Origin of the sequence: Oceanospirillum sediminis, from assembly GCF_014164585.1 — a bacterium.
In the GTDB taxonomy this organism is placed as follows: domain Bacteria; phylum Pseudomonadota; class Gammaproteobacteria; order Pseudomonadales; family Halomonadaceae; genus Oceanospirillum; species Oceanospirillum sediminis.
Genome location: NZ_JACJFM010000019.1, coordinates 1 through 13645 on the forward strand (window position 1 = coordinate 1; position 13645 = coordinate 13645).

At 48.1% G+C, this 13645-nt stretch carries 12 protein-coding genes; 6 read left to right on the top strand and 6 right to left on the bottom strand.

Annotation, left to right across the window (positions count from 1 at the left end):
* Positions 1-169: 169 nt before the first annotated feature.
* The 3 genes from H4O21_RS14275 to H4O21_RS14285 form a co-directional block, all read right to left on the bottom strand.
* On the bottom strand, positions 170-373 hold the full coding sequence (locus H4O21_RS14275) for a YgaP family membrane protein (protein WP_182809555.1): 204 nt from the start codon (positions 371-373) through the stop codon (positions 170-172).
* 195 nt (positions 374-568) lie between these two features.
* A complete protein-coding gene (gene cmoB / locus H4O21_RS14280; RefSeq protein WP_182809556.1) occupies positions 569-1576 on the bottom strand; it encodes a tRNA 5-methoxyuridine(34)/uridine 5-oxyacetic acid(34) synthase CmoB in 1008 nt (335 codons plus the stop codon).
* A 329-nt stretch (positions 1577-1905) separates the two neighbouring features.
* Positions 1906-3324: an aminotransferase-like domain-containing protein gene (locus H4O21_RS14285; protein WP_182809557.1), complete on the bottom strand. Its 1419-nt coding sequence runs from the start codon at positions 3322-3324 to the stop codon at positions 1906-1908.
* Positions 3325-3490: 166 nt separating this feature from the next.
* Between H4O21_RS14285 and H4O21_RS14290 the strand changes: the two genes are divergently transcribed.
* Together H4O21_RS14290 and H4O21_RS14295 are read left to right on the top strand one after the other, a co-directional pair.
* On the top strand, positions 3491-4372 hold the full coding sequence (locus H4O21_RS14290) for an NAD(P)-dependent oxidoreductase (protein ID WP_182809558.1): 882 nt from the start codon (positions 3491-3493) through the stop codon (positions 4370-4372).
* Positions 4373-4620: 248 nt separating this feature from the next.
* Positions 4621-5703: a hypothetical protein gene (locus H4O21_RS14295; protein ID WP_182809559.1), complete on the top strand. Its 1083-nt coding sequence runs from the start codon at positions 4621-4623 to the stop codon at positions 5701-5703.
* A gap of 162 nt (positions 5704-5865) precedes the next feature.
* Here H4O21_RS14295 and H4O21_RS14300 read toward each other — a convergent pair whose 3' ends face one another.
* From H4O21_RS14300 to H4O21_RS14310, 3 genes are all read right to left on the bottom strand, one after another.
* On the bottom strand, positions 5866-7059 hold the full coding sequence (locus tag H4O21_RS14300) for a quaternary amine ABC transporter ATP-binding protein (protein ID WP_182809560.1): 1194 nt from the start codon (positions 7057-7059) through the stop codon (positions 5866-5868).
* Positions 7056-7943 (bottom strand): ABC transporter permease, encoded by an 888-nt coding sequence (locus tag H4O21_RS14305; protein WP_182809561.1) that lies wholly within the window; start codon positions 7941-7943, stop codon positions 7056-7058. The genes H4O21_RS14300 and H4O21_RS14305 overlap by 4 nt, the downstream gene beginning before the upstream one ends.
* 107 nt (positions 7944-8050) lie before the next feature.
* On the bottom strand, positions 8051-9037 hold the full coding sequence (locus tag H4O21_RS14310; RefSeq protein WP_182809562.1) for an ABC transporter substrate-binding protein: 987 nt from the start codon (positions 9035-9037) through the stop codon (positions 8051-8053).
* Positions 9038-9484: 447 nt separating this feature from the next.
* Between H4O21_RS14310 and H4O21_RS14315 the strand changes: the two genes are divergently transcribed.
* The 4 genes from H4O21_RS14315 (at position 9485) to H4O21_RS14330 (ending at position 13642) form a co-directional block, all read left to right on the top strand.
* Complete coding sequence (locus H4O21_RS14315) at positions 9485-9835, top strand: c-type cytochrome (protein ID WP_182809563.1); 351 nt, start codon at positions 9485-9487, stop codon at positions 9833-9835.
* 199 nt (positions 9836-10034) lie between these two features.
* Positions 10035-11309 carry a PqiA/YebS family transporter subunit gene (locus H4O21_RS14320; RefSeq protein ID WP_182809564.1) on the top strand — a complete coding sequence of 425 codons (1275 nt, stop codon included), beginning with the start codon at positions 10035-10037 and terminating at the stop codon, positions 11307-11309.
* Positions 11310-11333: 24 nt separating this feature from the next.
* Entirely contained in the window at positions 11334-13067 is a 1734-nt protein-coding gene (gene pqiB, locus H4O21_RS14325; RefSeq protein ID WP_182809565.1) for an intermembrane transport protein PqiB, read from the top strand.
* Positions 13064-13642 (top strand): PqiC family protein, encoded by a 579-nt coding sequence (locus H4O21_RS14330; protein ID WP_182809566.1) that lies wholly within the window; start codon positions 13064-13066, stop codon positions 13640-13642. Before pqiB ends, H4O21_RS14330 begins: the two co-directional genes overlap by 4 nt.
* Positions 13643-13645 lie beyond the last annotated feature (3 nt).

Here is a 13645-nt window from a genome sequence, read left to right on the forward strand (position 1 = left end):
GAGGAAATGGATGAGCCTTTTCTTTTTGTTTGAATACAAGGGTGTCATTCAGGCTTTGGTTATCGTACAAACTGCAGGTGGGGAGCAGAAAGTCGGTTGGCTTTATTTCTTGAAGCAATAAAGCCAACGGATACTCAGTTAGGTAGAAACCTGACTTTTTCAGGGCTGACTACTTAAAGGCACAACCGGTCTGAATGCCCAGTTTACTGAAGATTTTTGCGGCCGGGCAAAAACCGGTAAAGGCTGCCTGAATCATGTTCAGGCCGATAAATACGGTGAACCAGATAAAATTAGCGTGCACAAACTGAGTCAGAATCAGACTCAGCAGAATCATACAACCTGCAAATACAAACATCAGACGATCAATATTCATAACATCCTCGGGCATAGGGCCTGATCAGAAACGAATAGCCTGCCAGCTGAGGCAGACTATATGTTGATCGTTATATTATTAGTTTTTTCTAATAATAAAAATACTCTTTAGCTATTAGTGATATTTGCTTATGCAATTGAGTTATAAGATGCTGCTGATATGAGGATATTAGCCATTAGATGGAGCCTTACTGATTCAGTAAGGCCGTTCTGCCAGTACTACGGCACGCTTGGGAGCCGGATAGCCCTCGACTGTTTTTGTCGGGTCTTGCGGGTCAAGAAAGTCTTTCAGGGACTGGTAGCTCATCCATTCTGTACTACGCTGTTCTTCCAGAGACGTTACTGATATATCCACAACCCGGACATTCACAAAACCACATTTTTCCAGCCAGAGTACCAGAGCATCCGGACTGGGCAGATACCAGACATTATTCATCATGGCATAGCGATCTGTTGGCACCAGAACCTGCTGTGCATCACCATCAACCACCAGCGTTTCCAGTACCAGTTCACCGCCTGGGCGCAGGGCTTCTTTCAGCTGATACAGATGATCAATCGGGCTGCGGCGGTGATACAGCACGCCCATCGAAAATACCGTATCAAAATAATCCAGTTCAGGTGGCACATCTTCAATCCCTACCGGCAGATGAAAGACCTTGTTACCATCTGCCTGTCCCATCAGTTTGCGCACCAGCTGGAACTGGATATGGAAACGCGGGGATGGGTCTATTCCCACCACAAAACGGGCTCCGGCACCCGCCATACGCCAGCAGTGATAACCACTGCCACAGCCTACGTCCAGCACGCGACGGTTGTGCAGCGGGGCGACGAATTCAGCCAGGCGATCCCATTTCCAGTCTGAGCGCCACTCAGTATCGATGTGGGTGCCGTGTATTTCGAACGGACCTTTACGCCAGGGCATCAGCTTTTTCATCAGGTTGCGGTATTTAGCCTGTTCTGACTCAGGTAGAGCCGGGGAAGCCTTGATCAGTACCGCGCTGCGATCCAGATCGGTTGTAACCTGATAGCCCTGTTCTGTCAGTTCTTCAGCAGAAGAAAACTTATCCACAACCCTTTGCCAGCCCGGCAGATCAGAATAACGTTTGCTGTCCAGGCCATGTTCCAGCTGTTCCGGAATTCGGGCCAGCCAGCGGGTTAATCCTTCCTCTGCAAATTTCTGATACAACGGAGCGTAATTAATCATAATGAACCTGAACGGATAAAACGTGATTTCATATCTGCCCTGATACTGTGTAACAGTCAATGGGCAAAGGTGTTTTCAGATGTGAAAAGGCCTGTGCAGAACAGATGACTACAGTAGCTTATTCCCAGTGGCAGAAGTTTAAACGGATGGCACGATGCTGAAAACCCTGTGTCCAGGTTGCAATAGTGATAATTTACATCTGGTGGATCTAAGCAGTAAATTTAAATTTGGATATCCCCATGTTTTCTGCTTCTTTGCCAGGCAGCCATACGTGATGTCACGTGTTTCTGGCCCCGGGTGACAACACTGTTTTGTAGCGGTTTTTTGCTTCAGAAAGACACATAATCCATTGGTTGCTGCTTCAGCAGTGCAGCCAGTTCCTTTATTCCCTGCTCGAAACGGCACTGCTGTGATTCTGCCATCAGAGATAAACGAATGGCATTCGGTGTCTGAGCCGGACATTCTGAATCACTGTTATGCCGAGGCAGACTGGCTTTATCTGTATGCCCTGTATTGTTAGCGCTACTGTTAAAAAACTCTGCACTACTGACCAGAATGTGATGCTCTCGGGCTATCCGGGTAAAGGCTTCTGAGCTCCAGTCAGCTGGCAGCGATAACCAGATATGATAACTGCCGGTATTGGTGAAGTGGGCATTACCCGGCAACAGGGCTTCGGCGACAGACTGGCGCTGTTGTGCAATATCTCTTTGCCTGTTGGCCAGCTGGAAAGCCTCGCCGCTGTGTATCAAAGACGCGGCGGCTGCAAAAACGGTCGGTGGCGGTAGCCAGACCGAAGCCCGGATAAACTGAGCCAGCGCTTTACTCTGGGAGTCTGGTGCTTTGATATAGGCGCAACGCAGTCCGGGGCTTAATGCTTTCGATAAACTACTGACATAGAAGCTCTGCTGAGGAATCAGGTTGGTGATCGGTGGAATGATATCTGGGTTCAAAAAGCTATAAATATCATCTTCCAGCAGCCAGATTTTATACTGTTCAATAATACCGGCAATCGCTTCCCGGCGACTCAGAGGCATGGTGATCCCTGTCGGATTCTGATGGGAAGGAATCAGTACGGCCATAGCAATATGCTGAGTCTGGCAGGCAGATTGCAGTGCTTCTGGCAACATGCCCTGCTCATCCATTTCAATGGCGATGGCCCGGCGCCCCAGTAACCGAATGATAGACAGTAGCCCCGGATAAGTCTGGGCTTCAACGGCAATGGCATCGCCGGGTTGGGTGCTGAACTGAATCAGAGCCGACAGAGCATGCTGGGCACCGTTGGTCAGCAGGATATTTTCGATCTGATCGGTTTGCAGGCCATAGTGCTGTAACCATATTTCACCGGCTTCTTTATGTGCCGTCAGGCCACTGGCTTCGGCATAACAGTGCAGATCCAGTGGTAATGTATTGTGCAGTGCGTGGTGCAAATGCTGGTTAAGCGTCTTCAGGTGAACATCATCCAGGCAGGGTTGCAGGATAGAAAAATTCAGCTCCTGTTCTTCATGGCCTGAGTGGATCACCTGATCCAGTGTTTTGTTCTGGCAGACAAAGCTACCTCGTCCGATAAAGGACTCAATAATTTCCTGATCTGCCAGCAGGTTATAGGCTTTAGCAATGGTGGCGGGGGTTGTACTCAGTTCTCTGGCCAGAGTTCTGTGGGGAGGCAGTTTACTACCGGCCGGATACTTCCCCGAATCAATCATACGTCGGATACTGGCAGCAATGGTCTGATATTTTGCAGTGGTCATCAGTCAGAGAACTATTCTATCGTTAACAGAGGCTGAATTATGGCATATCTCATTGGTTTGACCAATGACATAGTTCTTTTTCTGGTTAAAATTAAAATTGACATATGTCATTTCGGAGGCTTAGTATGCAAACACTGACGACACAAGTAACAGGATGAATACGGATATGAGTAATTATCAGACAGCATTTATTGGCCTGGGTGTAATGGGTTTTCCTATGGCTGGCCATCTGCAGAAAAGTTACCCGACGACGGTATATAACAGAACCAGCGCTAAGGCTCAGGCCTGGCAGCAGGAGCACCAGGGGAACTGGGCTGAAACACCGGCAGAAGCTGCAGATAATGCTGATATCGTATTCGTCTGTGTGGGTAATGACGACGATGTTCGCAGTGTAGTTTATGGTGGTACCGGTGTACTGGCTACGATGAAAGCGGGTTCTGTACTGGTTGATCACACCACTACATCAGCTGAGCTGGCAGAAGAGCTGGCTGAGGCCTGCAATGAGAAGGGGATATCTTTTATTGATGCCCCTGTTTCCGGTGGACAGGCTGGTGCAGAGAATGGTTGCCTGACGATCATGTGTGGCGGTGATGCTGAGGTGTTTGAAAAAGTTCGCCCGGTGATGGATAGCTATGCCGCACGTATGGAACTGCTGGGAGAAAACGGTCAGGGCCAGCGTTGTAAGATGATTAACCAGATCTGTATTGCCGGTGTACTGCAGGGCCTGAGTGAAGCATTTTTACTGGCGGAAAAGTCCGGGCTGGATATCACACAGGTGGCCGAAACTCTGGCTCCGGGGGCCGCTGGTTCCTGGCAGATGGTTAACCGGGCTCCGACGATGGCTGAGCGTAAATATGATTTCGGTTTTGCCATTGACTGGATGCGTAAGGATCTGGGTATTTGTCTGCAGGAAGCGGCTAAGCACAATCTGGATCTGAAGTTGACGCAGGAAGTGGACAAACGCTATGCCTCTTTACAGGATAAAGGCCTGGGACGTATGGATACATCGGTTCTGTTTGAATCTGTGCGTGAAACAGCTGAGAAATAAAGCTTATCAGCAGCAACCCGTCTGGCCGGGTTGCTGCTTCTGACGCCCTTTCAGAAACTCTCATCTTTTCCTTTTCCTTTTCCTTTTCCTTTTCCTTTTCCTTTTCCTTTTCCTGGGTCAGCTGTGATCACTCAGGCCTTATTCTTTCTCTGAATTCAAACGAATGACAATAAGCAAATTGAGTTTTCGGCTGCAGGTATTATGATGGCGAAAGCACATTTTATAACCCTGTAAAAAAGGACTCCCGTATGCGTACCCGTAGTACCTCTTTGTTTTCATCGGGCAGATATTTCAGAAAGGCCCGGCTGGCACTGGCGATGAGTGCAGCCCTGTTTGTTTCTTCTTTCAGCTCTGTTGCCATTGGTGCTACGACAACAACAGATACTGAGTTTCTGTCAGTACCGATGCAGCCATTAAATGGACAGGGGAATTATCTTTATCAGGCGTTTACGGTGACCAGTCAGACAGGTTTTGATTTTCTGTATGCAGCAGACTATGCCACTCAGGCGGTAATTATTGCTAAATCTGATCTGGCAAACTTTATTAACGGTTCTTCGGTCAGTTATTTTGTTGGATTTGATGGTGATTATGGCATTAAAAGTGCCACTCTGGAGGCCGGAGAATATGTTATCGCTGTGCGCAATACGACCAACAGTGAAAATACTTTTTCCCTTGAACTGGATTATGCCAATCTTCAGCTGGCAGGCTACGAATATGACTCTACTCCTGTTGCTGAGGCCCGTTCAATGGAAGCCGGTGCTGGCCTGATTCAGCCATTTACTATCACCGATGGCTATAAATATCATATCGATGGCCTGAATACTGGTGTGAAAAGTTATGTTATTCCGGCCAGTGAGATTGAAAAATTCAGAAATAACGAAGACTTTAACTTCTATACCAGCTATTCCTCTAACTTTGCTAACGGTGAACAGCCGGGGGCTATGACCATCGATCTGCCTGCCGGAGATTATGCTCTGGTACTTCGTAATAGCAGTGCTACGACTAAATCTCTGGTCTATCGTTTCCACACCTTCAAACAGGTCACTGAAGATAATGGTGATGGAACTGATGTCGGTACAGAAACTGATACCGATACCGACTCAAAAGCGGCTATAGATCTGGTATTTGATGATATCGAAGAAATATACAGTCAGTTCTTCCCGGTCAGCACCCGTAATGGCAGCCTGACTGAAGGTGAGTACTATTATCGCCAATACACGCTGGATGATGGACAACAAACCTATATGCTGGAATGGGATGGTGGCCTCTGGTACAACGTCGACAGTAATGGCTGGCAACTCTGGGGGCCAATAGCGAACTGGGGTAAATAATTGCCCTCTGATGTTCGATATCTCTGATTCTGGTAAGAGTGCAGCCTGATTCGGATAATTCCCTTCCGTGTTTCAGGCTCTCAGATTATTTTGAAACAGCGTACAGCCTCCAGGCCTGGAAGCAGAGCGGGACATCCCTGACAAACAGGGATGTCTTGTGGATTATGCTTTCTGATCTTCAGTAGGGTGTCCTGTCAGGACTTCCATCAGAACATCTCTGGGCAGTTGTCCGGTCAGGTCTCCTTGCTGATTAACGACAGGTAATGGACCGGAGTGATTCAGAGTCTGAGGGATAACTTCTTCCAGAGGGCTATCCGGCGATACGGCCTGACAGCTTTCTTCCAGCAGTTCCTGTATTGATTCAGGAGCACTGGCTGCTGCCAGTTGTTCCATCGCCAACAGGCCTTTATAGCGCTCTCCTTCCACATAAAAGGCATAATCGGCGTTCTGTTGCTTCATTTGGGCCAGCGCTTCATCAATATTGTCAGATGATATACGACAAACCGCAGGTTGCATCACTGTTTCTACGGTCAGTGCTCTTGCCCGGTTAACGTCCCTGACAAATTTTTCGACATAGTCATCTGCCGGGTGTAACAGAATTTCAGCAGGCTTGCCAAGTTGAATCAGTTCGCCATCCCTGAGAATGGCAATCCGGTCGCCAATACGCAGCGCTTCATCCAGGTCATGGGTGATAAAGACAATGGTTTTATGCAGCCGCTCCTGCAGATGGATCAGCTGATCCTGCATTTCACTGCGAATCAGAGGGTCCAGAGCGGAGAATGCCTCATCCATTAACAGAATGTCGGCATCGGTACATAAAGCCCGTGCCAGACCAACCCTCTGTTGTTGCCCGCCGGATAGCTGAGCCGGGTACTGTTTTTCATAACCCGCCAGTCCGACATCTTCCAGCCATTTTTTTGCTTTTTCTTCGCGTTCGGCTTTAGGAACTTTCTGATTTTTCAGGCCATACGCCACATTATCAAGTACAGTGTAGTGCGGTAGCAGACCAAAACGCTGGAACACCATAGACATTTTTTTCCGACGAAACTCCCGCAGGCGCTTTTCGTCGTAATGCATGATGTCTTCGCCTTCGACGATAACGTTACCTTCTGTCGGATCAATCAGACGGTTAAAGTGGCGAATCAGGGTTGATTTTCCGGAGCCGGACAGCCCCATAATGACAAAAATCTCACCGGGATAGATATCCAGATTAATATCTTTCAGTCCCAGGGTGTGGGCTGTTTCAGCAAGAATTTCGTCTTTATTTTTCCCATCGTGCACCAGGGGCATATGTTTTTTCGGATTGGGGCCAAACAGTTTATATAACCCCTGAATACTGATCAGTGGCTGAGTCATGAACGGTTATCTCCCATATGTTGCTGCGAACGATGTGCCCATGCCTGAGAAACACGATCAAATATAATGGCCAGGACCACAATGGCTCCGCCATTAAGCAGACCCAGCGTGAAGTACTGGTTGGTAATGGATTTCAGTACTGGCTGGCCTAGCCCGGCAACACCAATCATAGAAGCGATTACGACCATCGCCAGAGACATCATAATAGTCTGGTTAATGCCTGCCATGATGTTAGGCATCGCCAGTGGTAGCTGTACATTTATCAGACGTTGCCAGGGCGAAGCGCCATAGGCATCTGCAGCTTCCAGTACCTCTTTATCCACCAGGCGTATGCCCAGATTGGTCAGGCGAATCACTGGAGGAATCGCGTAAATCACTACCGCAATTAAGCCAGGAATTTTTCCGATGCCCAGTAGCATAACCACCGGAATCAGATAGACGAAGGCAGGCATGGTTTGCATGATATCCAGGATGGGAGTAACAATGGCCTGGGTCCGGCCTGAACGGGCCATCAGAATACCTATGGGCACACCAACAATAATGGCGATTATGGTACAGACCGTGATGATACTCAGGGTGCTCATGGTGTCTTCCCACATTCCCAGATAACCTACCATAAACAGGGCAATACCAACCCCTATGGTGAGCTTCAAAGAGCGTGCAGCAAGATGAGTAATCAGCATCAGGATGGCAATCATTAACCACCAGGGGGTTGCGATCAGTAGTTTTTCAAACCAGATCAGAAAGCTGAGCAGAGGGTCAAAGAAGGCCTCAATGGTATCTCCGTATTCTCTGGAAAAATCCCTGTAGGCTCCATCCAGTGTTTTACGAAGGCCCATCAGGTCTCTTCTGCTCAGTTCGGGAAATTCTGTCAGCCACGACATAATCGTTTCCTTAGCGTACAGCTTTAGAATATTGGATAAGCAATGGTGTATATCAGATAAACCAAAAAGCCCCGACTACCAGGGTGGTCGGGGCTTTTATGGGTACATCAGAGCGCTTTTTTAATCTTTTCTGCAACGTCAGCCGGAACCCAGTTTGTCCAGATCGCTTCATATTCGCTCAGGAAATGAAAAGCGGCGTATTCGCCATCAGCCTGATTATCTTCAATCCAGGCCAGTAACTCATTCATCTGGCTATTATTAACGGAACGTTTACTCAGATAATCAAAGGCTTCCGGAGATTTCTGTTTCAAAGACGCTGTAGTGACTGTCCAGACCGGCGCAACCGGGAACATCGTCACACGTGGGTTCTGACAGTCTTTCTGAGTCAGGCAGTTGATGTAGTGGTCTTTATCCACACCAGAGCCAAAATCAACTTTCACCATAGGATAGCGTCCCATGATCGCTGTTGGAGACCAGTAATAGCCAAACCAGGGCGCTTTTCTCTCATAAGCACGAGCAATGGCGCCGGACAATCCGGCACTGGAACCCGGATCAACCAGGGTGAAACCCGCATCAGAAAGATTCATAGCATGGAACAGGTTCTCTGAGGAGATCTGACAGGCCCAGCCTGCAGGACAACCCATAAACATGGACTTTTCAGGGTCTTCCGGGTGTTTAAACAGAGCCGCGTGTTTTTTCACTCCTTCAATGGTACTTAGTTCCGGGTATTGTTCCACCATGTATTCAGGTACCCAGAAACCTTCCTCTCCGCCATCAGACAAAGACTGTCCTGCATATGCCAGCTTGCCATCTTTTACTGCATTATCCATCAGTTCTTTGACGGCATTGGTCCACATTTCAGGGGCTATATCCGGCTGACCTTTTTCAACCATAGACGTACTGGTGGGTACAGTATCACCCGGAACCAGAGAAGCTTCACAGCCGTAACCTTCTTCCAGAATAAATTTGTCAACGTTGGCCAATAATGATGCGGACATCCAGTTCATATCTGCAATAGACACTTCACCGCACTCTGCCTGAGCATAAGAAGTGATAAAGCATGACATTGCGAGAGTCAGTATTGTTTTTTTCATATTAAGGTTTCCTGAAGCTAAGTCTGACGATTTATAAGATTTATTTTAGAAAACAAAGTATATGTTCTGCTGCTTTTATAATATTTAACTACAGCATTTTCTGCTTTTATGGCAGTTCTTTCTGCCAACCGGGTAAAATTATTATATGTAATTGTATAGTGCTGTAAATATTCTGGTATTATGTGGAATTCTGCAGACTACAATATCCTGCTATATTTTCTGATGTGTCTCTGTGTAATCAGGTGGTGATCTCCCGTGAGTCCGGTGTTATGGAGCAAGCCATAAACTATGACTGATGGGTCGTAATAAAATGTGCCTTGTTTGAGCTGGCGCAGGATTATGTCCGGGATTGGCGTAACCGGTACGGGGAAACGCTATACTATCGTCAGTAAGAAGGATATTTAAGCACGGGCTTTATTTTTGACTTGCCATAATCAAGGTGCATGTATGAATACTTTCAGAGTGGCTCGTTTGTATTTCTGCTGTGTTTCTATTCTGACGGCGTTTGTGTTGTTAGCCGGGTGTAGCCAGAAACCGGATGCAACTGCCTCCGGGGAAGAGTTGTTTAATTATTATTGTGCAAAGTGCCATCAGAAGTCGGGTACAGGTAAATTATTGCAGCGCATTCCGGCTAATAGCCTGACAACAATGTCGAAACCGGATGTGGTTAACCTGATCAGAAAAGGCAGTCCGGCGAAGCCCCATATGCCAGTTATTGAGCAGGTGGATTATGCGCAAGCCAGAAAAATTGTTGATTATTTATGGGTACTCAGGGCAGAGAATCGGGAAAAGCAGTAATGATCTCATTCTGAGAGGCGTTAACCAAAGATAGTGGTGATCGGGTTTCGGATAAAACATAAGATGTGGCAGAGTGCTCTTCTGATCTGAACAAGCCTTCAATGCCCTGAATTGAAGGCTTGTGTGATTTCAGACATACGAAGTAAGGACTGGCTGTGGTACTGTTGCGCCTTCATTTGATACTGATGACCCGATCTTTATGGTTGTAGAACAGATTGCCTGCCATTGCTGTGACCTGGTAATGGAATTACCGGAACCTGACGCTGGTAGTCGGGCGCACTGTCCGCGTTGTGGGCATCTTGTGATGTACTCCACAAAAAATGGTTACCAGAAGGCGGCTGTGTTTGCCGTATGTGGTCTCTGGTTTCTGCTTTTGTCACTCCCTTTTCCTTTTCTGGCGTTTCAATCTCAGGGGCGTGAACAACAGGTTTCTCTGATTCAGAGCGGTGCTGATCTGATTCATCTGGGCTTTCCGGAGCTGGCCCTGTTATTATTTCTGTTTATCCTTTTTATTCCTGCGTTGTTGCTGGGAACTTACCTGGTTGTTCTGTTGCCGCTCGGCAGAGGTTTTGTCGGGCGATGGATGTATCCTGTTGTTCGTTTTCTGTTTTCCCTGCACCCATGGGGGATGGCCGAAGTATTTCTGATCGGTGTGCTGGTCAGCCTGGTTAAAATTGCCGGTATGGCTGATCTGGTGATCGGTTTGTCATTCTGGGCTTATGTGCTTTTTTCGATTTTTCTGATCCTGACGATTACTTCAGTGCATCAACAGCAGCTCTGGATGGAGCTGGATCGCACATCAGGTATTTGTCGTATTCCGGTAAAAGCCAGTGCAGGCAGTGCGCTGGCTCAGGGGCTGCAAAGTTGCCATCATTGTGGCTTATTGCACTCTGTCCACGATCACCACTGCCGCAGATGTCAGGGGCGGTTGCATCCCAGAGTACGTTCTGGTCTGCAAAAGACCTGGGCTTATCTGCTAACGGCCTGTGTACTCTATCTGCCTGCGAATCTTTATCCTATTATGCATACCCGGTTATTTGGCAGTGATGACCCGAGTACTATTCTTGGCGGTGTAGTCGCGCTCTGGCAACATGGCTCTTATCCGATTGCTATTGTGGTATTTGTAGCCAGCATCGTTATTCCTGTTGCCAAAATGATGGCGATTATCTGGTTGTTACTGGGTGTCCATCTGGGATACCCGCACCAGCCAGAGGTCCGGACCCGTATGTATCGACTGACCGAGTTTATTGGTCGTTGGTCAATGATTGATGTGTTTGTGGTCGCAGTACTGGTTGCTCTGGTACAGCTGGGTGGTCTGATCAGTATTCAGCCCGGAATTGCAACGCTGGCCTTTGCCGGAGTGGTGGTACTGACGATGTTATCTGCAATGAATTTTGATCCCAGACTGATCTGGGACAGCCTGAGCCAACAGGAGCAACATGCTGTGAACTGTGGACAGGAAAGCCTTAACTGATCTTCTGGAAGAAGCTGACCCGGTATGTCAAAAACAGATTCAGAACAATCCGGTTTATCGCCTGATTCAGGCAACGGAAACAATATTCCCCATATACCTGTGATAAGCCGCAAACGCTCTGTCTCGGCTATCTGGCTGTTGCCATTGATCGCTCTGGCAATCAGTGGCTGGATGGCCTGGCAGGACTGGGCTAATCGTGGCAGCCTGATCAGCATCAGCTTTATGACCGCTGACGGTATTGATGTAGGAAAAACCCGAATCCGGGTACGCAGTGTTGATGTGGGCAAGGTGGAATCAGTCTCTCTGATGGATGGCGATCAGGGCGTTATTGTTTATGCCCGGATCGAGCCCGAGGCTGCTGAGTTATTACACGAGGATACCCGTTTCTGGGTGGTGCGTCCCCGCATCGGTGCGAGTGGCATCAGTGGACTGAATACCCTGTTGTCCGGAGCTTATATTGAGATGAAGCCGGGTAATCTTGGACAGGGGCTGGATGAATACACCGGATTAGAAGAGCCTCCGGTGAACTCTGTGCTGGAACCCGGACTCAGGGTGCGCTTGTTCAGTAATGAAGCCCATTCGCTGAATGTTGGAGATCAGGTGTTGTTCCGGGGCTTTCCTGTGGGTCAGATTGAATGGATTCAGTTTGAGCCTGAATCGGTTGAAGCGATTTACGGCGTCTTCATTCGCAGACCCTATGATCAGCTGGTGACTTCTGATAGTCGTTTCTGGAATGTCAGTGGTGTACATTTCAACCTGTCGGCAGAAGGGGTCAATATTCAGACGGGTTCTCTGGATACGATGATCTCTGGTGGCATTACGTTTGATACCCTGGATCCGGATAAAGAAGGAAAGGGAAAAATAGCTGAAAATGGTGATCGTTTCAGGCTGCACCCGGATTTTAAAAGTGTACGTGAGCGGCCCTATAACTACTCAATGGAGTACCTGTTGCTGTTTGAACAGTCAGTTCGTGGTCTGGTGAAAGGGGCCCCGGTGGAGTTTCGTGGCGTTCGTATAGGCACCGTTGACCGTATTCTCTTCCAGCTGGCAGAGGATGAAAAACAGGGTGATCCCAGAGTGCCGGTAGTTATTAAATTAGAACCAGGGCGTCTTGGCATGCCGGATGATGAAGCTTCTTTGCCTCATGTAAGAAGACAACTGGTGTACTGGATCTCTCGGGGGCTCAGGGCCAGCCTGAAACAGGCCAGCCTGATAACCGGTAGTTTGTATGTGGACATGGATCTTTATCCTGATGCGCCTGTAGCCACGGTTGTACAGAGTAAGGGGTACAATATTATTCCGAGTGTTTCAGGTGGTTTTGCTCAGATCGAGACCAAACTATTGTCAGTGCTGACTAAAATTGAGCAACTTCAGATTGAGCCTCTGCTATCTCAGGCCGGACAGACTCTGACGCAGGCAGAACGAGCCATGACCCAGGCCAGGCAAACCCTGGTCACAGGAGAGCAGGCAATCAGTCAATTAAATGAGACGCTGGCTAAGTTTGATAAGCTGGCGGATAACCCGGATACCCAGGCGTTACCTGCTGAGATAAAAAACCTGCTGCAGGAACTGCGCCTTACTGTAAGGGGGTTATCTCCTGATAGTCGGTTATACACAGAAGTGAACCGGACCATGCATACCCTGCAGCAAACCATGCTGAAGCTGCAGCCAGTGCTGGAAACACTGAATAAGAAATCCAATGCACTGGTTTTTGAAGCGCCGAAAGGGCCGGATATTATTCCAGGAGGTCAACCATGAGTCATCTTATTTCCCGGTGCTTTGCCGGTATTGTGGTTCTTTTACTGACAGCCTGTGCCACAGAGCCAATGCCTGAAACTCACTATTACCTGTTGGAAAGCAACCCGTCAACGGTAGCTAAAAGTGATATCCGTGCGGTAATAGGGGTTAGTGAAGTAACCGCCGCCACTTATATCAATAACTCAGGTATTGCGATTCGTACCGGAGACAATCGGATTAAACTGGCAAACTACCATCTGTGGGCGGAACAACCGGATTATGCCATTACCCGGGTGCTGTTCAGCGAGTTGAATTATCGCCTGCCTGATTTCAGAGTTGAAAACAGTTTTAATCATCGCAGTTCAGACTGGAATTATGTGATCAGCACTCAGGTCGACCAGTTTCATGGTACGGAAGATGGGCAGGCTGTACTGACCGGTTACTGGCAACTGAAAGATCAGCACGGCGTACTGAGCAGTCATCGTTTCAGTCTGCAGACAGAACTTGAACTGCCGGGCTATGACGCTCTGATCGCTGCTTTGCGACAGTTGCTGACACGGTTAGCAGAACAACAGGTGGCTGAGATTCGCTCGTAAAAA

Coding starts and splice junctions, on each gene's coding strand:
- H4O21_RS14275 (WP_182809555.1), bottom strand. CDS start 373: ATGAATATTGATCGTCTGATGTTTGTATTTGCAGGTTGTATGATTCTG.
- cmoB (WP_182809556.1), bottom strand. CDS start 1,576: ATGATTAATTACGCTCCGTTGTATCAGAAATTTGCAGAGGAAGGATTA.
- H4O21_RS14285 (WP_182809557.1), bottom strand. CDS start 3,324: ATGACCACTGCAAAATATCAGACCATTGCTGCCAGTATCCGACGTATG.
- H4O21_RS14290 (WP_182809558.1), top strand. CDS start 3,491: ATGAGTAATTATCAGACAGCATTTATTGGCCTGGGTGTAATGGGTTTT.
- H4O21_RS14295 (WP_182809559.1), top strand. CDS start 4,621: ATGCGTACCCGTAGTACCTCTTTGTTTTCATCGGGCAGATATTTCAGA.
- H4O21_RS14300 (WP_182809560.1), bottom strand. CDS start 7,059: ATGACTCAGCCACTGATCAGTATTCAGGGGTTATATAAACTGTTTGGC.
- H4O21_RS14305 (WP_182809561.1), bottom strand. CDS start 7,943: ATGTCGTGGCTGACAGAATTTCCCGAACTGAGCAGAAGAGACCTGATG.
- H4O21_RS14310 (WP_182809562.1), bottom strand. CDS start 9,037: ATGAAAAAAACAATACTGACTCTCGCAATGTCATGCTTTATCACTTCT.
- H4O21_RS14315 (WP_182809563.1), top strand. CDS start 9,485: ATGAATACTTTCAGAGTGGCTCGTTTGTATTTCTGCTGTGTTTCTATT.
- H4O21_RS14320 (WP_182809564.1), top strand. CDS start 10,035: ATGGTTGTAGAACAGATTGCCTGCCATTGCTGTGACCTGGTAATGGAA.
- pqiB (WP_182809565.1), top strand. CDS start 11,334: ATGTCAAAAACAGATTCAGAACAATCCGGTTTATCGCCTGATTCAGGC.
- H4O21_RS14330 (WP_182809566.1), top strand. CDS start 13,064: ATGAGTCATCTTATTTCCCGGTGCTTTGCCGGTATTGTGGTTCTTTTA.